19 protein-coding genes are annotated in these 19,586 nt (G+C 35.6%); 10 read left to right on the forward strand and 9 right to left on the reverse strand.

Annotation, left to right across the window (positions count from 1 at the left end; translation table 11 throughout):
* Positions 1–18 precede the first annotated feature (18 nt).
* Together IDG63_RS04995 and IDG63_RS05000 are read right to left on the reverse strand one after the other, a co-directional pair.
* Positions 19–1,551: a sodium:solute symporter family protein gene (locus IDG63_RS04995; protein ID WP_000665747.1), complete on the reverse strand. Its 1,533-nt coding sequence runs from the start codon at positions 1,549–1,551 to the stop codon at positions 19–21.
* A 39-nt stretch (positions 1,552–1,590) separates the two neighbouring features.
* Positions 1,591–2,472, reverse strand: coding sequence for an N-acetylneuraminate lyase (locus IDG63_RS05000; protein WP_001030741.1), 882 nt, complete (start codon positions 2,470–2,472; stop codon positions 1,591–1,593).
* A 157-nt stretch (positions 2,473–2,629) separates the two neighbouring features.
* Between IDG63_RS05000 and IDG63_RS05005 the strand changes: the two genes are divergently transcribed.
* Complete coding sequence (locus tag IDG63_RS05005) at positions 2,630–3,490, forward strand: ROK family protein (RefSeq protein ID WP_086095906.1); 861 nt, start codon at positions 2,630–2,632, stop codon at positions 3,488–3,490.
* Between the two features lie 277 nt (positions 3,491–3,767).
* On the opposite strand, the gene rpiRa is transcribed toward IDG63_RS05005, so the two are convergent.
* Entirely contained in the window at positions 3,768–4,568 is an 801-nt protein-coding gene (gene rpiRa, locus IDG63_RS05010) for a pentose phosphate pathway transcriptional regulator RpiRA (protein WP_000667382.1), read from the reverse strand.
* A gap of 139 nt (positions 4,569–4,707) precedes the next feature.
* Here rpiRa and IDG63_RS05015 point away from each other — a divergent pair, with 139 nt between their 5' ends.
* Positions 4,708–5,376, forward strand: coding sequence for an N-acetylmannosamine-6-phosphate 2-epimerase (locus tag IDG63_RS05015; protein WP_000936727.1), 669 nt, complete (start codon positions 4,708–4,710; stop codon positions 5,374–5,376).
* A 130-nt stretch (positions 5,377–5,506) separates the two neighbouring features.
* On the opposite strand, the gene IDG63_RS05020 is transcribed toward IDG63_RS05015, so the two are convergent.
* Positions 5,507–6,820: a YjiH family protein gene (locus IDG63_RS05020; protein ID WP_001077716.1), complete on the reverse strand. Its 1,314-nt coding sequence runs from the start codon at positions 6,818–6,820 to the stop codon at positions 5,507–5,509.
* 417 nt (positions 6,821–7,237) lie between these two features.
* On the opposite strand from IDG63_RS05020, the gene lip2 reads away from it, so the two are divergent.
* Positions 7,238–9,313, forward strand: coding sequence for a YSIRK domain-containing triacylglycerol lipase Lip2/Geh (gene lip2, locus IDG63_RS05025; protein ID WP_000943825.1), 2,076 nt, complete (start codon positions 7,238–7,240; stop codon positions 9,311–9,313).
* Positions 9,314–9,554: 241 nt separating this feature from the next.
* Here lip2 and IDG63_RS05030 read toward each other — a convergent pair whose 3' ends face one another.
* Together IDG63_RS05030 and IDG63_RS05035 are read right to left on the reverse strand one after the other, a co-directional pair.
* Positions 9,555–10,382 carry an alpha/beta hydrolase gene (locus tag IDG63_RS05030; RefSeq protein WP_000136014.1) on the reverse strand — a complete coding sequence of 276 codons (828 nt, stop codon included), beginning with the start codon at positions 10,380–10,382 and terminating at the stop codon, positions 9,555–9,557.
* A 72-nt stretch (positions 10,383–10,454) separates the two neighbouring features.
* A complete protein-coding gene (locus tag IDG63_RS05035; protein WP_000286461.1) occupies positions 10,455–11,654 on the reverse strand; it encodes an NADH-dependent flavin oxidoreductase in 1,200 nt (399 codons plus the stop codon).
* Positions 11,655–11,749: 95 nt separating this feature from the next.
* Here IDG63_RS05035 and IDG63_RS05040 point away from each other — a divergent pair, with 95 nt between their 5' ends.
* From IDG63_RS05040 to IDG63_RS05070, 7 genes are all read left to right on the forward strand, one after another.
* Positions 11,750–11,842: a hypothetical protein gene (locus IDG63_RS05040; protein WP_001802007.1), complete on the forward strand. Its 93-nt coding sequence runs from the start codon at positions 11,750–11,752 to the stop codon at positions 11,840–11,842.
* 113 nt (positions 11,843–11,955) lie between these two features.
* Positions 11,956–12,957: an LLM class flavin-dependent oxidoreductase gene (locus tag IDG63_RS05045; protein ID WP_001808208.1), complete on the forward strand. Its 1,002-nt coding sequence runs from the start codon at positions 11,956–11,958 to the stop codon at positions 12,955–12,957.
* Positions 12,958–12,990: 33 nt separating this feature from the next.
* Positions 12,991–13,323, forward strand: a complete 333-nt coding sequence (locus IDG63_RS05050) for a glycine cleavage system H family protein (RefSeq protein ID WP_000731877.1) — start codon at positions 12,991–12,993, stop codon at positions 13,321–13,323.
* Positions 13,324–14,124, forward strand: coding sequence for a protein-ADP-ribose hydrolase (locus IDG63_RS05055; protein WP_000449059.1), 801 nt, complete (start codon positions 13,324–13,326; stop codon positions 14,122–14,124). It begins immediately after the preceding gene.
* Complete coding sequence (locus IDG63_RS05060; RefSeq protein WP_001191951.1) at positions 14,114–15,058, forward strand: SIR2 family NAD-dependent protein deacylase; 945 nt, start codon at positions 14,114–14,116, stop codon at positions 15,056–15,058. The genes IDG63_RS05055 and IDG63_RS05060 overlap by 11 nt, the downstream gene beginning before the upstream one ends.
* Complete coding sequence (lplA, locus tag IDG63_RS05065) at positions 15,036–16,058, forward strand: lipoate--protein ligase (protein WP_000280836.1); 1,023 nt, start codon at positions 15,036–15,038, stop codon at positions 16,056–16,058. The genes IDG63_RS05060 and lplA overlap by 23 nt, the downstream gene beginning before the upstream one ends.
* 315 nt (positions 16,059–16,373) lie before the next feature.
* Positions 16,374–17,399 (forward strand): SDR family oxidoreductase, encoded by a 1,026-nt coding sequence (locus tag IDG63_RS05070; RefSeq protein WP_086095907.1) that lies wholly within the window; start codon positions 16,374–16,376, stop codon positions 17,397–17,399.
* Between the two features lie 92 nt (positions 17,400–17,491).
* On the opposite strand, the gene IDG63_RS05075 is transcribed toward IDG63_RS05070, so the two are convergent.
* The 3 genes from IDG63_RS05075 to IDG63_RS05085 are packed head-to-tail and all read right to left on the reverse strand — an operon-like array spanning position 17,492 to position 19,582.
* On the reverse strand, positions 17,492–18,838 hold the full coding sequence (locus IDG63_RS05075) for a PTS ascorbate transporter subunit IIC (protein ID WP_001147984.1): 1,347 nt from the start codon (positions 18,836–18,838) through the stop codon (positions 17,492–17,494).
* Between the two features lie 14 nt (positions 18,839–18,852).
* Complete coding sequence (locus IDG63_RS05080; protein WP_000699542.1) at positions 18,853–19,137, reverse strand: PTS sugar transporter subunit IIB; 285 nt, start codon at positions 19,135–19,137, stop codon at positions 18,853–18,855.
* 1 nt (position 19,138) lies between these two features.
* A complete protein-coding gene (locus IDG63_RS05085; RefSeq protein ID WP_000050767.1) occupies positions 19,139–19,582 on the reverse strand; it encodes a PTS sugar transporter subunit IIA in 444 nt (147 codons plus the stop codon).
* Between the last annotated feature and the right edge of the window lie 4 nt (positions 19,583–19,586).

A 19,586-nucleotide genomic window follows, 5' to 3' on the forward strand; every position in this document is an offset into this window, starting at 1 on the left:
GGGTTTTATCATAACAATCTACTTTTTCGTAGCCGTTTTTGAAATGTATGTTGATGGTTGATCTTTTTCAAAAATTGTTAATCCCGTTATATCTTTTTTATGTTTTGAAGGGACAATGAAGCTAAGTATATAAGCAAAGACAAAAGCAACTGTAAATGAAATGGTAGATACATAGAAAGGTGAGTTACCTTTGCCAACACCATTATAGACATAAGCAAAGATGATACCCAATATTAATCCACAAATAACACCGAATGTATTCGTACGTTTAGTGAAAATACCAACTGCAAATACACCAGCTAATGGAACACCGAATAATCCAGTTACAAACAAGAATAAATCCCATAAGTCATTTGAATTAGAAGCAATTAAGTATAGTGACATTCCAAAACCGAAAATACCTGCAATGATGATAATGAAACGTGCAAAGTTAACTTCGTGTCGCTCGCTACCTTTTCCGAAGAAGCGTTGCTTAATGTCGATTGAAATACAAGCAGATATAGAATTTAAACTAGATGAAATGGTAGACTGTGCAGCGGCGAAAATGGCTGCAATAAGTAATCCTGCTACAAATGGTGGCATCTCAGTCAAAATGAAATATGGCACTACAGATGATGTATTGAAGCCTTTTGGTAAAACAGCTTCATGTGTATAAAATGAATACAGCATTGTACCCATACCATAAAATAAGGGGGCTGAAATTAAAGCTAGGATACCATTTGTCCATAACGATTTATTTGTTTCTTTTAAACTATCAGAAGCTTGATAACGCTGCACGACGTCTTGACTCGCTGTGTATTGATACAAGTTGTTGAAAATATTTCCTAGGAAAATAATTGGAATGGCAGCTGCCGCAGTATTTAGTTTCCAATTGTCTGCACTAATTAATTTTTTGTGCTCAATCGCATCTGCAAAGACAGTGCCAAAACCGCCTTTAATGTTCATAACACCTAGAATAATGATAACTAAAGCGCCGCCTAATAAAATGACGCCTTGAATGAAATCACTCCAAACCACACCTTCGAATCCACCTAAAAATGTATATAAAATACATAGTAAACCAACGAGTGATGCAACGATATAAGGGTTCATGTCTGATACAGATGTGATTGCTAATGTTGGTAAGTAGATAACGATTGCAACACGCCCTAAATGGTAAACGACAAATAATAATGAGCCAATGACACGTATGCTAGGGCCAAATCTAGCTTCTAAATATTCATATGCAGATGTTACCTTTAACTTTTTAAAGAAAGGGACATAGAAATAAATAAGTAATGGAATAATTGCTACGATAGCGATGTTACCTGCAATATATGACCAATCTGTTAAAAATGCTTTCTCTGGTGTCGACATAAACGTAATTGCACTTAATGTAGTAGCATAAATTGAAAAGCCAACTACCCAAGATGGCAAGCGACCACTTGCAGTAAAGAAACTATTCGTACTTTGACTCGCGCGCTTGGTAAAATAAACGCCAATGAGTAACATAGCTAGTAGATAAATGATAACGGCAACCCAGTTTAGTGTGCCAAATCCAACTTCTTTCATGGGAAACATCCCCTTTACAATGTATTGATTCTTTGATGTCTATAAATCGTATTTTGCAATGAGTTGATCTAATGTTTGTCGATGTGCTTCGTTAAAAGGTTTGAAAGGTCTTTTCGGTAATCCTGCATCAATGCCACGGTGACGTAGTATTTCTTTCAATGTTGGATAAATCCCCGTTGATAACACTGTTTCGATGATGTCGTTCGAATCATGTTGTAGTTGGTAAGCTTCTTGAATTTGACCTTGTCGTGCTAAGTCGAAGATTTTTCTAGCACGGCGACCATTAACGTTATATGTAGAACCAATTGCACCATCTACGCCAGAAATCGTAGCTTGAACTAACATTTCATCAAAGCCAGATAAGATTAATTTGTCTGGGAATGCTTTTCTAATACGTTCGAGTAGGAAGAAGTTCGGCGCTGTATATTTAACACCAACAATTTTTTCGTGATTAAATAGCTCGCTGAATTGTTCAATAGAAATATTCACACCTGTTAAATCTGGTATTGCATAAATAATCATATTGTTCTGTGTTGCTTCGATAATATCGAAATAGTAATCTCTAATTTCTTCAAAAGTAAATGGATAGTAGAATGGTGTTACGGCAGAAAGTGCATCATAACCGAGTTCTGTGGCATATTTCCCAAGTTCAATGGCTTCATTTAAATCTAACGAACCTACTTGAGCAATCAATTTCACTTTATCCCCAACTGCCTCTTTGGCAACTTTGAAAACTTGCTTCTTCTGCTCTGTATTTAATAAAAAGTTTTCGCCTGAGCTACCATTTACATAAAGACCGTCTAATTCTTCAGTTTCAATGGCATTTTGAGCAATTTGTTTGAGTCCTTGTTCATTTACTTGACCATTTTCATCAAAAGGAACGAGTAACGCTGCATATAAACCTTTTAAATCTTTGTTCATTATGAAGTCCCTCCAAAAATCATTTGATAATATAGTTTACAGTTATAATTGTAAACGCTATCATAAAATGTAACAATATCTTTTTGAAAATTGCAGTCATATTTATTTATAATTAATGAAAATATTTTTCAAAATCAATAGAAATGGAGTGAGTAAGGTGTATTACATCGCAATCGATATTGGAGGCACTCAAATTAAATCGGCGGTTATTGATAAGCAATTGAATATGTTTGACTATCAACAAATACCAACGCCGGACAACAAAAGTGAGCTTATTACTGACAAAGTATATGAGATTGTAACAGGATATATGAAGCAATATCAGTTGATCCAACCTGTCATAGGTATTTCATCAGCAGGCGTTGTTGATGAACAAAAAGGCGAAATTGTATACGCAGGGCCAACCATTCCGAATTATAAAGATACTAATTTTAAGCGATTATTAAAATCACTGTCTCCTTATGTCAAAGTAAAAAATGATGTAAACGCTGCATTACTAGGCGAATTGAAATTACATCAATATCAAGCAGAACGGATCTTTTGTATGACGCTTGGTACAGGCATTGGGGGTGCGTACAAAAATAATCAAGGTCATATTGATAATGGTGAACTTCATAAGGCAAATGAAGTTGGGTATTTATTGTATCGTCCAACTGAAAATACAACGTTTGAGCAACGTGCTGCAACGAGTGCATTGAAAAAGCGCATGATTGCCGGAGGATTTACGAGAAGCACACATGTGCCAGTATTGTTTGAAGCAGCTGAAGAAGGTGATGATATTGCAAAACAAATATTGAATGAGTGGGCAGAAGATGTAGCAGAAGGGATTGCCCAAATACAAGTCATGTATGATCCAGGGCTTATATTAATTGGTGGCGGTATATCTGAACAAGGAGACAATCTCATTAAATATATCGAGCCGAAAGTTGCACACTATTTACCAAAAGACTATGTTTATGCACCAATACAAACGACTAAGAGTAAAAATGATGCAGCATTATATGGCTGTTTGCAATGATGGTTGAAAGAAGGAGTCATTCTAAAATAGAATTTGAAACCGTTACGAGAGATGAGAGCTGTTGTTAGTTCCACACATCACACTCTATCTAGGACCAATCTAAACTATATCAACCAACAGTGTGCCACGGGCATATTAAATTGAAGAGGCTGAGATATTAAAATTTTAGAAAATGTAAAAAAATATTTGGTATTGAAATTAAAAAAGCACCTAGCAACTCGTTGGGACAATCACGATGATTGTCTACAGTTGCAGGTGGATTTGAATATACTACTAGTTATTTGTTGTCTAGGATAATAGATTTAGTATGTTGATAAGTTTGACTCAGATTCGTATTTTCTAATAAATGATAACTCACGATATCGATTAAAAAGAGTGTCGCAATTTGTGTGTTGATAAATTGATGGTCGGTATTGCGCGATTGATCCGTTGTTAAAAGTACTAAATCTGCACAATCTGTAAGTTTACTACCTTCGAAATTTGTGATGGCAACAACATATGCACCATGAGATTTGGCGACTTCCGCTGCAGAAATTAATTCCGAAGTATTACCACTATTTGACATAGCAATAAACATATCCGAATGAGATAGTAGGGATGCCGATATTTTCATTAAATGTGAATCGGTAGTAACATTACCTTTTAGCCCCATACGAATCATACGATAATAAAATTCAGTCGCTGATAAACCAGAGCTACCTAGTCCAGCAAAGAGTATATGTCGACTTGATTGAAGTTTGTCGATAAAGGTTTGGATAATGTCGTTATCAATAAATTCACCAGTTTGTTGAATGATTTGTTGATGATATTTATGAATTCTTTGAATAATTGGGCTATTTTCAATAACTGTCTCTGTCATTTCTTGTTGAATATTAAATTTTAAATCTTGGAAATTCTCATAATCCAGCTTATGACTAAAGCGTGTCATCGTTGCTGGTGATGTACCAATCGCATGGGCTAAGGAGTTAATCGTTGAAAAGGCATCGCTATAACCATTTTGTCTTATATAATTGACGATGCGTTTATCAGTTTTTGTAAATAAATGTTGATAACGTTGAACACGATTCTCAAATTTCATTGTGTCACCCCTTCATCTTAATGATTACTATTATATATGAAAAATATTTTCAAGATAGTAAAAAGCATTGATAAAAATTATCTTAATGATATATTGTAAATGACTTTACGTGAAAAAACGACTTATGGAGTGAGGAATAATGTTACCACATGGATTAATAGTATCTTGTCAGGCACTACCAGATGAACCATTGCATTCATCTTTTATTATGTCGAAAATGGCATTAGCTGCGTATGAAGGTGGTGCTGTTGGTATTCGCGCAAATACTAAGGAAGACATTTTAGCAATTAAAGAAACGGTAGATTTACCAGTTATTGGCATTGTGAAACGTGACTATGATCGCTCAGATGTTTTCATTACTGCAACGTCAAAAGAAGTTGATGAACTGATAGAAAGCCAATGTGAAGTCATTGCATTGGATGCAACGTTACAGCAACGTCCGAAAGAAACGTTAGACGAATTAGTATCATATATTAGAACACATGCACCGAACGTTGAAATCATGGCTGATATCGCGACCGTTGAAGAAGCTAAAAATGCCGCACGACTTGGCTTTGATTATATTGGCACGACGTTACATGGCTATACTAGTTATACGCAAGGACAATTACTTTATCAGAATGACTTCCAATTTCTAAAAGATGTACTACAAAGTGTTGATGCAAAAGTTATTGCGGAAGGTAATGTCATTACACCGGATATGTATAAACGTGTGATGGACTTAGGCGTTCATTGTTCAGTCGTTGGTGGTGCGATAACACGACCAAAAGAAATTACGAAACGTTTTGTTCAAATTATGGAAGATTAAATGATAACGATAAAAAAACGAGATGACCATCATTAATTAAAGGCACCTAATTATCTTAGGTGGCTGAATGAATGTAATGGGTTCATCTCGTTTTGTTTGTTTATGATAGTGATTTTATTTTCAATTTGAATTATCCAAAAATAAGTAAAGCGACGGGGATGGTGATTAATAGCGACAATGCCACGCGTAAAAACCAAATGATGATGAGTTTCCAGACAGGTATTTTAATTTCAGTTGCTAGTATACATGGCACTAATGCTGAGAAAAAGATAATGGCTGATACGCTTACTACACCGACGACAAATTTAGTACTCATTGCAGCTTTAGTTACTAACAAAGATGGTAGAAACATCTCTACAATAGAAATCGCTGATGCTTTTGCAAGTACAGCCTGATCAGCAATTGGGAAAATATAAATAAATGGATAGAATATATAGCCAAGCCAATCAATGAATGGTGTATAGTTCGCTACAATCAGTCCTAAAAAACCAATCGATAATATAGAAGGTAAAATACCAACAGTCATTTCTAAACCGTCTTTCAAATTGTCCCAAACGTTCTTCACGAGAGATGGTGTTAATGCATTTTGTTTCATCGCCTCTGCATATGCAGTTTTCAGTCTGCTTCCTTCAATAGCAACTTCTTGTTCTCCTTCTTGTCCGTTATAATATTCTGTTGATTCATTGGTGATTGGCGGTAGCCATGCAGTAATTGCAGTCACGACAAATGTGATGACTAAAGTTATCCAAAAGTATAAATTCCAATGCGGCATTAATCCTAAAGTTTTAGCAACGATAATCATAAAAGTTGCTGAAACTGTTGAAAAGCCAGTCGCAATAATCGTGGCTTCTTGTTTGTTGTACATCCCTTGCTTATAGACACGATTAGTAATCAATAATCCTAAGGAATAACTGCCGACAAACGAAGCCACTGCATCGACAGCGGATTTTCCTGGTGTTTTAAAAATAGGTCTCATAATAGGCTCCATATAAACACCGACAAATTCTAATAAGCCATAGCCCACTAATAAAGAAAGCGCAATTGCACCTACTGGAATTAAGATACTTAATGGCATCATTAATTTTTCAAACAAAAACGGACCATAGTTAGCTTTAAATAGTATTGATGGACCGATTTTAAATACATACATTATACCGATCATTGCACCTGCAACTTTAAATAATGTAATGACCAAGTTTGTGATTGAAGTCATAAAAGTACGTCTCACTATTGGTAACGCTGTACCAATTAAAATCATAATCAGTGCAACATAGGGCATAAGTGGACCTATGATTGAGCGAATGGCTAGATGAACATGATCGACGAAAATAGTGTTGTTACCATTAATCGTAAAAGGAATAAAGAAACATAGTATGCCCACTAAACTATAGACAAAAAAACGCCATGCACTTGGTTGTTGTGCATTAGAATGATATTGATTCATTAAAGCAACCCCTTTGTTTAAATGAATACACAAAACTGTATGATGCATCTTCCCCTTAATGAGATGAATCATTATTTTAATTTAGAAAAATCTGAAAACTTACTATAATTGTATAGTTTGAATTATTTTCATACCAATACAAATTAACTAATTATATATAGATTGAAACTATATTACTTAATAAAATATTTATCTTAAATGTTGTTGTGTTGATTCAACACCACAACTAAAAGTGTTTATAAATTATTTGGAAATACACATATTTGTAAATGATTAGTATCGATTTAATATCGTATTATTAAATTTTTATTAATTTTGTAGTCTTAATCAAAAAATAATATATGTCATGTTATATTGAAGGTGCAGTTGTTTTTCATTCTCAAGAGGGGGTCAAAAAAATACTTTTGAGGTGATTATATGTTAAGAGGACAAGAAGAAAGAAAGTATAGTATTAGAAAGTATTCAATAGGCGTGGTGTCAGTGTTAGCGGCTACAATGTTTGTTGTGTCATCACATGAAGCACAAGCCTCGGAAAAAACACCAACGTCCAATGCAGCGGCACAAAAAGAAACACTAAATCAACCGGGAGAACAAGGGAACGTGATAACGTCACATCAAATGCAGTCAGGAAAGCAATTAGACGATATGCATAAAGAGAATGGTAAAAGTGGAACAGTGACAGAAGGTAAAGACACGCTTCAATCATCGAAGCATCAATCAACACAAAATAGTAAAACAATCAGAACGCAAAATGATAATCAAGTAAAGCAAGATTCTGAACGACAAGGTTCTAAACAGTCACACCAAAATAATGCGACTAATAATACTGAACGTCAAAATGATCAGGTTCAAAATACCCATCATGCTGAACGTAATGGATCACAATCGACAACGTCACAATCGAATGATGTTGATAAATCACAACCATCCATTCCGGCACAAAAGGTATTACCCAATCATGATAAAGCAGCACCAACTTCAACTACACCCCCGTCTAATGATAAAACTGCACCTAAATCAACAAAAGCACAAGATGCAACCACGGACAAACATCCAAATCAACAAGATACACATCAACCCGCGCATCAAATCATAGATGCAAAGCAAGATGATACTGTTCGCCAAAGTGAACAGAAACCACAAGTTGGCGATTTAAGTAAACATATCGATGGTCAAAATTCCCCAGACAAACCGACAGATAAAAATACTGATAATAAACAACTAATCAAAGATGCGCTTCAAGCGCCTAAAACACGTTCGACTACAAATGCAGCAGCAGATGCTAAAAAGATTCGACCACTTAAAGCGAATCAAGTACAACCACTTAACAAATATCCAGTTGTTTTTGTACATGGATTTTTAGGATTAGTAGGCGATAATGCACCTGCTTTATACCCAAATTATTGGGGTGGAAATAAATTTAAAGTTATCGAAGAATTGAGAAAGCAAGGCTATAATGTACATCAAGCAAGTGTTAGTGCATTTGGTAGTAACTATGATCGCGCTGTAGAACTTTATTATTACATTAAAGGTGGTCGCGTAGATTATGGCGCAGCACATGCAGCTAAATACGGACATGAGCGCTATGGTAAGACTTATAAAGGAATCATGCCTAATTGGGAACCTGGTAAAAAGGTACATCTTGTAGGGCATAGTATGGGTGGTCAAACAATTCGTTTAATGGAAGAGTTTTTAAGAAATGGTAACAAAGAAGAAATTGCCTATCATAAAGCGCATGGTGGAGAAATATCACCATTATTCACTGGTGGTCATAACAATATGGTTGCATCAATCACAACATTAGCAACACCACATAATGGTTCACAAGCAGCTGATAAGTTTGGAAATACAGAAGCTGTTAGAAAAATCATGTTCGCTTTAAATCGATTTATGGGTAACAAGTATTCGAATATCGATTTAGGATTAACGCAATGGGGCTTTAAACAATTACCAAATGAGAGTTACATTGACTATATAAAACGCGTTAGTAAAAGCAAAATTTGGACATCAGACGACAATGCTGCCTATGATTTAACGTTAGATGGCTCTGCAAAATTGAACAACATGACAAGTATGAATCCTAATATTACGTATACGACTTATACAGGTGTATCATCTCATACTGGTCCATTAGGTTATGAAAATCCTGATTTAGGTACATTTTTCTTAATGGATACAACGAGTAGAATTATTGGTCATGATGCAAGAGAAGAATGGCGTAAAAATGATGGTGTCGTACCAGTGATTTCGTCATTACATCCGTCCAATCAACCATTTGTTAATGTTACGAATGATGAACCTGCCACACGCAGAGGTATCTGGCAAGTTAAACCAATCATACAAGGATGGGATCATGTCGATTTTATTGGTGTGGACTTCCTGGATTTCAAACGTAAAGGTGCAGAACTTGCCAACTTCTATACAGGTATTATAAATGACTTGTTGCGTGTTGAAGCGACTGAAAGTAAAGGAACACAATTGAAAGCAAGTTAAATTCATCTTCTGAATTTAATATGCTATGTAAATCGTGCTGTTATCATGGCACAGCAGATATAAGTAGCATCACAGTGTTGAATTTAAAAATAGTAAAGTGAAATAAAGCGCCTGTCTCATTAGCGAAAACTAAAGGGACAGGCGTATCTGTTTATGAGCTTAATAAATTGTATGAATAATATGGTTGATCGAATAACTGTTTATCATGATGATAAATTGAGTTTTTTAAAATAATGATATATTACATCATTGTTATAGCGTTTAAGAAATCAACAACTTTACGATAAATAGTGATTGCTTCGTCATTAGGTCTACGATCAAAATCATGCTCGTTTTTATTCACGCGTTCAAATGTTGAATGTGGAACATGATTCATGATATGTTCGCTTTCCTCAACGGGAACATCATAATCGCCATTACAATGCGCAATGAACACCGGGGGAAGTGTTTTAAGTTCATCTGGTGCAATATTATATTTTGAATCAGTATAATCAGCAATGTTAATCATATTTATCCATTTACCTGTGCCACGTGCATAAACGTAGATTAAAAAACGTTGTGCGATTTGATCTTGAACAACCGGTGTTGGTGAAGTGAGTTGTGCAATCATTGTTTCGTTTACGCTTTGAGCTATTTTTGCGTAATAACTATTAGTTGTTTTAAAAGGTTCAGTGTTGATGCGACTATAACCATAAAAATCAATAACACCATCAATATCTCTGTCTCGTGCAATTAATAGACTTAAATATGCACCTGATGATCTGCCAAAGGTAAAAATAGGGCAATTAGAATATTGTGATTGAATCGCGTCGAATGATGCGTAGACATCCTCAATAATGCAATCGAGACTTACTTCTGGTAATAAACGATAACTTAGTTGAATTAAATCGTAATGTTCCGTAAGGATATCGATATACTGTGGGGATAAATCGTTAGCTTTACCGAACATTAATCCACCACCGTGGATGTAGACAATAGCGCCTTTTGTTGGTTGATTTTTTGCTTTAATAATTGTGTAAGGTAATGCAAATGCATCTTTAGTAATTACTTTATCTTTAATTTCAGTCACGATTTAATAGGCTCCTTATTTTTGATATTGATGTCATTATAACACTGTCTTAAATTTCCATGAAAAATAGTCTTAAGACGATGAGTCATGATAATTCTGTTCCAATTGACGTAAAGCGTCACGGGTATGCTTCTTTAGACCTTCCCCATAATCCATCATTTTAACAATATCTTTAAAAGCAGCATGTGGAATGGCTAAATCTTCTAAATCTGCCATAGAAAATTCAAGATTGATATCATGTGGTCGCTGTTCAGCAAGTTTATGCACAAAGTCAGGTTCTGTGACAAAAGGCGAAGACATGCCGACCATATCTGCATGTTGTAAAGCATCTAAAGCAGACTCTGGAGAATTAATCCCGCCACTTGCAATTAAAGGGATACGACCTGCTAAATGTTCATAGACAATTTGGTTAACTGGCCGACCGAAATGTTCACCTGGTGTACGAGACGTATTTTGATAAATATGTCGACCCCAGCTAGCGATTGCTAAATATTGGATGTTTGAAACGTCCATGACCCAATCGATTAATTGGTTGAACTCGTCAATGGTATATCCTAAATCACTGCCTCTGGTTTCTTCTGGCGTTGCTCGAAATCCTAAAATAAAATTGTCAGGTGCTTCTTTATCAATCACTTCTTGTACCGCACGCATAACTTCTAAAGATAATCTTGCACGATTTTTTAATGAGTCGGCACCGTAATGGTCTGTACGTTTATTCGAAAAAGTTGAGAAAAATGTTTGAATCAGCAAACGTTGTGCAATCGAAATTTCCACACCATCAAAACCTGCTTTAATCGCGCGTAATGTAGCATCGCGATACTGCTGAATGATGCTATTGATTTTCTCATGAGACATGGCGATAACATCGTGTTCAATCGGTGAATGCAATGTCATAGGGCTTGGTCCATACACCTTTCCAAAATTTAAAATGGCTTGATTTGAAAAACGACCAGCATGCGCTAGCTGGATAATAGCGTGGCTACCATGTTGTTTCATCGTAGATGCCATGTTAGTTAATCCAGGGATACAAGCATCATGATCAATATTAAAGCCATATTCAAACAATTGACCATAAGGTTCAATGTAAGCAGCGCCGGTGACTTGCATTCCAGCTGAATTAGAGCGACGTGCAGCATAAGCCAAGTCTGCTTTTGTAATATAGCCTTCTTTTGTTGATGCGTTTACGGTCATTGGTGATAATACAAAGCGATTCGAAATTTTGATGCCATTAGGTAAGTGGATTGATTGTAAAAGTGGTTTGTATCGGTACATACTATGATTCCTTTTCTATTCAATATTGTTTTCAAAGTACCATGGAAAGAATGAATAATCAATGATGAACAGTCTTGATAGAATAGAATTGGTACATGGAAAACATTTTTAAAATTGAACTAATGAATGGCATTTGTAGGTCTGAAAATATGAATATGAAAAAGAAAAATAAAGGCGAAAAGATATAAAAGTTAATTGAAAAACGTTATCATATACGTGGGTATATGAAGAGGGAATGATATTAAGAACGTTAAAATGTTATGTCGGTTTGACATGGCAGGATAAGTTTGGAGATGACGGATTGGTTAAATTAAGCGTATTAGACTATGCCTTAATAGATGAAGGTAAGGATGCAGAAAAGGCATTGCAAGATTCAGTGACACTTGCAAAATTAGCAGATCGACTTGGCTTTAAGCGAATTTGGTTTACGGAACATCATAATGTACCAGCGTTTGCGTGTAGTAGTCCAGAACTTTTGATGATGCATACATTGGCGCAGACAAATCACATACGAGTTGGCTCTGGTGGTGTGATGTTGCCGCACTATCGACCTTATAAAATTGCTGAGCATTTTAGAATGATGGCAGCGTTATATCCAAATCGTATTGATTTAGGTATTGGCAATAATCCGGGTACTACTATGGTAAAGCAAGCTTTAGATGGAATAAATCCTACATATGATAGTTACGATGAATCGATTTCGTTATTACGTGATTATCTTACAATAAAGGATAAACCAAGTGCGCATACGTTAGGTGTCCAACCACACATTGATCATTTTCCAGAAATGTGGTTATTAAGTAGTAGCGCAACATCTGCCAAAATAGCTGCCGAACTAGGTATAGGGCTTTCTGTTGGCACATTTTTGCTACCAGATATAAATGCGATACATGCAGCGAAGGATAACATTGATATTTACAAAAAACATTTCCAAGCATCAACGATTAAAATGGACGCAAAGGTGATGGCATCTGTATTTGTCATTGTAGCTGATAATGAAGCGGAAGTAGCAGCATTGCAACATGCCTTAGATGTTTGGTTATTAGGTAAATTACAATTTGCAGAATTTGAACATTTTCCATCGGTAGACACAGCGCAAAAGTATAAGCTTAATGATCGAGACAAAGAGATGATTCAAGCACATCAAGCACGCATCATTGCAGGTACACAAGAACAGGTTAGAGCACAATTAGATGATTTCATTGCTACGTTTGAAGTTGATGAGGTGTTAGTAGCACCGCTTATTCCAGGCATTGAACAGCGTTGTAAAACATTAAAATTACTCGCGGAAATCTATTTGTAGCATTTTAAATAGAAGAGAAAGGATGAAGATAAGATGAAAAAGTTAGCCAATTATTTATGGGTAGAAAAAGTAGGAGATTTGTATGTGTTTAGTATGACACCTGAATTGCAAGATGATATTGGGACAGTAGGTTATGTTGAATTCGTAAGTCCAGATGAAGTTAAAGTGGATGATGAAATTGTGAGTATCGAAGCATCGAAAACGGTCATTGATGTGCAAACGCCATTGTCAGGAACGATTATTGAGCGAAATACAAAAGCGGAAGAAGAACCGATAATTTTAAACTCTGAAAAACCAGAAGAAAATTGGTTGTTCAAATTGGATGATGTCGATAAAGAAGCATTCCTAGCATTACCGGAGGCTTAAATGGAAACGTTAAAATCAAATAAAGCGAAACTTGAATATTTAATCAATGATATGCGTCGAGAGGGAAATGACAATGACGTATTGGTAATGCCATCTTCATTTGAAGATTTGTGGGAATTATATCGAGGCTTAGCAAATGTCAGACCGACATTACCTGTAAGTGATGAATATTTAGCTGTACAAGATGCTATGTTAAGTGATTTGAATCATCAACATGTTACGGATTTGAAGGATTTGAAGCCGATAAAAGGTGACAATATCTTTGTTTGGCAAGGTGATATCACGACGTTAAAAATCGATGCTATTGTTAATGCTGCAAATAGTCGTTTTCTAGGATGTATGCAAGCTAATCATGACTGCATTGATAATATTATTCATACAAAAGCGGGTGTTCAAGTTCGACTTGATTGTGCAGAGATCATTCGACAACAAGGGCGCAATGAAGGTGTAGGTAAAGCCAAAATAACACGTGGATATAATTTGCCAGCAAAGTATATAATTCATACGGTTGGTCCGCAAATACGTCGATTGCCTGTTTCAAAGATGAATCAGGACTTGTTAGCTAAATGTTATCTTAGCTGTCTTAAATTGGCTGATCAACATAGTTTAAATCATGTCGCTTTTTGCTGTATATCTACAGGTGTATTTGCTTTTCCTCAAGATGAAGCAGCAGAAATTGCTGTTCGAACAGTAGAAAGCTATCTCAAAGAAACAAATTCAACATTGAAAGTCGTGTTCAATGTATTTACAGATAAGGATTTACAACTGTATAAGGAGGCATTGAACCGTGATGCAGAGTAGTAAATGGAATGCAATGTCTCTTTTAATGGATGACAAGACAAAGCAGGATGAAGTATTGCGTACTGCGATTGATGAAGCAGATGCGATAGTGATTGGAATTGGTGCAGGCATGTCTGCATCTGACGGATTTACATATGTAGGAGAGCGTTTTACGGAAAATTTCCCAGATTTTATTGAAAAATATCGCTTCTTTGATATGTTGCAAGCGAGTTTACATCCTTATGGCAGTTGGCAAGAATATTGGGCATTTGAGAGTCGTTTTATTACATTAAACTATTTAGATCAACCTGTAGGTCAGTCTTACCTCGCTTTAAAATCCTTAGTGGAAGGTAAACAGTACCACATTATAACTACGAATGCAGACAATGCTTTCGATGTAGCTGATTATGATATGACTCATGTATTTCATATACAAGGGGAGTATATACTGCAACAGTGTAGTCAGCATTGTCATGCTCAAACGTATCGCAATGATGATTTAATTCGTAAAATGGTTGTTGCGCAACAAGATATGCTTATACCTTGGGAGATGATTCCAAGATGTCCAAAATGTGATGCCCCAATGGAAGTGAATAAACGTAAAGCGGAAGTTGGTATGGTTGAAGATGCTGAATTTCATGCGCAACTACATCGTTATAATGCTTTTCTAGAGCAACATCAAGATGATAAAGTGTTGTATTTGGAAATTGGAATTGGTTATACTACACCACAATTTGTGAAGCATCCTTTTCAGCGTATGACACGTAAAAATGAAAATGCACTTTATATGACGATGAATAAAAAGGCATATCGCATTCCGAATTCAATTCAAGAACGTACCATACATTTAACTGAGGATATCTCAACATTGATTACAACAGCACTCCGGAACGACAGCACAACGCAAAATAACAACATTGGAGAGACAGAAGATGTACTTAATAGAACAGATTAGAAATGGAGAATATATTACTGATGGTGCGATTGCACTCGCTATGCAAGTTTATGTTAATCAGCATATCTTTTTAGATGAAGATATTTTATTCCCTTATTATTGTGATCCAAAAGTGGAAATTGGACGTTTTCAAAATACTGCTATAGAAGTGAATCAAGATTATATAGATAAACACAGTATTCAAGTAGTTCGCCGAGATACTGGTGGTGGCGCTGTGTATGTTGATAAAGGTGCCGTTAATATGTGTTGTATTTTAGAACAAGACACTTCAATTTATGGTGATTTTCAACGATTTTATCAGCCAGCTATAAAGGCGTTGCATACATTAGGTGCAACAGATGTGATACAAAGCGGTAGAAATGATTTAACATTGAATGGTAAAAAAGTGTCAGGCGCCGCAATGACATTAATGAATAATCGTATTTATGGCGGTTATTCGCTATTACTTGATGTTAATTATGAAGCAATGGATAAAGTGTTAAAGCCTAATCGCAAAAAGATTGCATCGAAAGGGATTAAATCTGTGCGCGCACGTGTTGGTCATCTTAGAGAAGCACTGGATGAAAAGTATCGTGGTATAACCATTGAAGAATTTAAAAATTTAATGGTGACACAGATTTTGGGAATCGATGACATTAAAGAGGCAAAACGATACGAATTAACGGATGCAGATTGGGAAGCGATTGATGAATTAGTTGATAAAAAGTATAAAAATTGGGATTGGAATTATGGGAAGTCACCTAAATATGAATATAATCGAAGTGAAAGATTATCATCAGGTACTGTAGATATTACCATTTCTGTTGAACAAAATCGTATCGCAGATTGTCGTATTTATGGGGATTTCTTTGGACAAGGTGATATAAAAGATGTGGAAGAAGCATTACAAGGAACAAAAATGACAAGAGAAGATTTAATGCATCAGTTAAAGCAATTAGACATCGTTTATTATTTTGGTAATGTTACGGTAGAATCATTGGTTGAGATGATTTTAAGTTAATATTGTTTAGGCGTTAATGTCACACCCTCAATGAATATGTGTATTTGCTTTTAAAATGGTGACTATGTAGTTATGTAATTTGATCATACGATTGAAAATGAATTTAATTAATTAGCAAAGACATCATATTTATAGCGTTTGTGTTTATTAGTGATTGGGTATTTGAAAATGGTTAATGATAGTTTTTAAAGGAATAAATTCATTTTCATTTATATAAGTAAGATTAAATACTAGCTACTAAAGTCTATTTATATACGTCAAAATATAATGACTGCTATAATGAGTAATCAATAGACACAAAGAGGAGATTATGTGATGAATAATAAAGTATTAGTAACCGGTGGTACAGGGTTTGTTGGCATGCGAATTATTTCACGATTATTAGAACAAGGTTATGAGGTACAAACGACGATACGTGATTTAAGTAAAGCTGATAAAGTAATTAAAACAATGCAAGACAATGGCATTTCCACAGAGCGATTAATGTTTGTCGAAGCGGATTTATCACAAGATGAACATTGGGATGAAGCAATGAAAGATTGTAAATATGTCTTGAGTGTAGCATCTCCGGTGTTTTTCGGTAAAACAGACGATGCAGAAGTGATGGCGAAGCCTGCCATTGAAGGCATACAACGTATTTTAAGAGCTGCAGAACATGCTGGCGTGAAGCGTGTGGTGATGACTGCAAACTTTGGTGCAGTTGGTTTTAGCAATAAAGATAAAAATTCAATCACAAATGAAAGTCATTGGACAAATGAAGATGAACCAGGCTTATCAGTATATGAAAAATCAAAATTGTTAGCTGAAAAGGCAGCGTGGGATTTTGTTGAGAATGAAAATACAACAGTAGAATTTGCCACAATCAATCCAGTTGCAATTTTTGGGCCATCATTAGATGCACACGTTTCAGGAAGCTTTCATTTATTAGAAAATTTATTGAATGGTTCAATGAAACGTGTACCGCAAATTCCATTGAATGTTGTTGATGTGAGAGACGTAGCTGAACTACACATTTTGGCAATGACAAATGAACAGGCTAATGGCCAGCGATTTATTGCTACAGCTGATGGACAAATTAATTTGTTGGAAATTGCAAAATTAATTAAAGAAAAGAGACCTGAAATAGCTCAAAAAGTTTCTACTAAAAAATTACCAGACTTTGTTTTGAGTCTAGGTGCTAAATTTAATCATCAAGCTAAAGAAGGTAAACTTTTATTAGATATGAATCGAAATGTAAGTAACGAACGTGCAAAAATACTTCTTGGTTGGGAACCGATTGCGACACAAAAAGAAGCAATTTTAGCAGCTGTCGATAGTATGGCTAAGTATCATTTAATATAATACAAAACACCGTCCATAAGTAAGTGGCTTTCCTCTTGATAAAAGAGGCATTCACTCAATATGTGACGGTGTTTTATATATTTACGTTAACACTATTGCTGTGGCTTTTGACGGCCTTTTAATAAAATTGCTGTCGCACCTACGATAATAATAAATAGAATCGCACCAAATAATCCCATATATTTTACTGCGTTACCGAACACGATACCGACAGCTAAAAAGTCTGTATCTGAGAATGTTGTTGCAGCACCACCTAATTCGCCTAAAAATGGCAAGAATAATAATGGTAAAAACGTGATTAGGACACCATTTAGAGCGGCGCCAGCAACAGCACCTTTAATACCGCCTCTTGCATTACCGAATACAGCAGCCGTTGCACCTAAGAAGAAGTGTGCAACTACGCCAGGTAAAATGACGACGCCACCAAATAAGAATAAGATAAACATACCGATGACACCTGTAATAAAGCTGACAAAGAATCCAATTAATACTGCATTTTGTGCATAAGGGAACACAATAGGGCAGTCTAATGCAGGTTTAGAATTTGGTACAAGCTTTTCAGAAATCCCTTTAAATGCTGGGACGATTTCAGCTAAGATTAAGCGAACGCCCGTTAAAATAATAAATACACCAGCAGCAAATGTCACACCTTGAATTAATGAAAAAACAATAAAGTTTTGACCATTACTAATAGATTCGTGTACATAACTAACGCCTGCAAATAAGCATGCGATGAAGTAAAGTAATGCCATCGTAATCGAGATACTAATTGTACTTTCTCGTAAGAAACTTAAGCCTTTTGGAAATTTAATCTCTTCCGTTGATTTAGACTTACCTTTGAATAATTGACCTACAGCACCTGCGGCAAAGTAACTGATTGAGCCAAAATGACCTAAAGCTACTTGATCATTCCCTGTAATTTTTCGCATCGTAGGTTGGAGTAATGCAGGTAATACTGCCATGATTAATCCTAATACGAGTGCGCCGATAACAATCGTTAGCCAGCCTTTAATATGACTGACTGTTAAAATGATTGCTAAAAACGCAGCCATGTAAAATGTATGATGACCTGTTAAAAAGATATATTTTAAATTAGTGAAGCGGGCAATTAAAATATTAACAATCATGCCACAGACCATGATGAGTGCAGCTGTTGTTCCAAAATCTTTTAAGGCTAGTGAGACGATAGCTTCGTTGTTAGGTACGATACCTTGCACACCGAATGCGTGTTGGAATATTTTGCCAAATGGCTCAAGAGATCGAACGACGACATCAGCACCTGCACTTAAAATTAAGAAGCCTAATATCGTTTTAATGGTTCCTGAAGTGATCGTTGCGGCAGGTTTTTTCTGAACGATTAAACCTATAAAGGCAATCAGTGCAACAAGAATGGCTGGTTGACTTAAAATATCGACTATAAAATTAAGGATTGCTTGCATAGGTCGTACCTCCTTTAAATCATGTTAAGTTGTTGTAATTTTTCTGAGAGCTTTTGTTGTAATTCAGCTTTGTCTAAAATATTATCAAGAACTAAGACATCCCCTAGACGTTCGGCATTTTCAGCTAAATCTCTACCACAAATAAACAAGTCAGCCATCTCTGGACTTGCTGTCATAATGTCACTATGTTCAACTTCGATATTAGATGGTGCATTAAGTTGCCTAAGTGCTTCTTGTGCGTTCATTTCTACCATAAAACTACTTCCTAAACCGTGGCCACATACTACTAAAATTTTCATATTAATCATGCTCCTTTAAAATGTTTTTAATGTCTTGTGCATTTGTTGCAGTTAATAGTTGCTGGACTGTTTGGTTATCGCCCAGTATGGTTGCTAAATTTTGTAATACAGATAAGTGTGAATGATTGTCGATGGCACTCAATACAAAAATGAGTGATGCGTAGTGATTTTCATCACAGAATGCCACATGTTGGTTCAACTTTAATAGACTTAAACCAACTTGATGTACGTCATTGTTCGGTCTTGCATGTGCAATTGCAATTTCAGGTGCGATAACGATATAAGGTCCAAGTTCATTAACGCTATCAATCATTGCTTGAACATAGCCTTGTTCAATAATTTGTTCTTGTAGTAATGGCTGAGAAGCTATAGTTATAGCTTCAGTCCAATCATTTACTTGTTCTTTTACAATGATGCGTGTTGTTGACAAAATGTCTAATGACACGTTA

The organism is Staphylococcus sp. EG-SA-14 (assembly GCF_017151935.1).
Taxonomy (GTDB): Bacteria; Bacillota; Bacilli; order Staphylococcales; family Staphylococcaceae; genus Staphylococcus; species Staphylococcus aureus.

What these genes read in the sequence shown, in the direction of transcription:
- lplA (WP_000280836.1), top strand. Translation starts at nt 15,036, where the DNA reads ATGTACTTAATAGAACAGATTAGAAATGGAGAATATATTACTGATGGT.
- IDG63_RS05060 (WP_001191951.1), top strand. Translation starts at nt 14,114, where the DNA reads ATGCAGAGTAGTAAATGGAATGCAATGTCTCTTTTAATGGATGACAAG.
- IDG63_RS05035 (WP_000286461.1), bottom strand. Translation starts at nt 11,654, where the DNA reads ATGTACCGATACAAACCACTTTTACAATCAATCCACTTACCTAATGGC.
- IDG63_RS04995 (WP_000665747.1), bottom strand. Translation starts at nt 1,551, where the DNA reads ATGAAAGAAGTTGGATTTGGCACACTAAACTGGGTTGCCGTTATCATT.
- IDG63_RS05020 (WP_001077716.1), bottom strand. Translation starts at nt 6,820, where the DNA reads ATGAATCAATATCATTCTAATGCACAACAACCAAGTGCATGGCGTTTT.
- IDG63_RS05070 (WP_086095907.1), top strand. Translation starts at nt 16,374, where the DNA reads ATGAATAATAAAGTATTAGTAACCGGTGGTACAGGGTTTGTTGGCATG.
- IDG63_RS05000 (WP_001030741.1), bottom strand. Translation starts at nt 2,472, where the DNA reads ATGAACAAAGATTTAAAAGGTTTATATGCAGCGTTACTCGTTCCTTTT.
- IDG63_RS05075 (WP_001147984.1), bottom strand. Translation starts at nt 18,838, where the DNA reads ATGCAAGCAATCCTTAATTTTATAGTCGATATTTTAAGTCAACCAGCC.
- IDG63_RS05080 (WP_000699542.1), bottom strand. Translation starts at nt 19,137, where the DNA reads ATGAAAATTTTAGTAGTATGTGGCCACGGTTTAGGAAGTAGTTTTATG.
- IDG63_RS05055 (WP_000449059.1), top strand. Translation starts at nt 13,324, where the DNA reads ATGGAAACGTTAAAATCAAATAAAGCGAAACTTGAATATTTAATCAAT.
- IDG63_RS05015 (WP_000936727.1), top strand. Translation starts at nt 4,708, where the DNA reads ATGTTACCACATGGATTAATAGTATCTTGTCAGGCACTACCAGATGAA.
- lip2 (WP_000943825.1), top strand. Translation starts at nt 7,238, where the DNA reads ATGTTAAGAGGACAAGAAGAAAGAAAGTATAGTATTAGAAAGTATTCA.
- IDG63_RS05040 (WP_001802007.1), top strand. Translation starts at nt 11,750, where the DNA reads ATGGAAAACATTTTTAAAATTGAACTAATGAATGGCATTTGTAGGTCT.
- IDG63_RS05050 (WP_000731877.1), top strand. Translation starts at nt 12,991, where the DNA reads ATGAAAAAGTTAGCCAATTATTTATGGGTAGAAAAAGTAGGAGATTTG.
- rpiRa (WP_000667382.1), bottom strand. Translation starts at nt 4,568, where the DNA reads ATGAAATTTGAGAATCGTGTTCAACGTTATCAACATTTATTTACAAAA.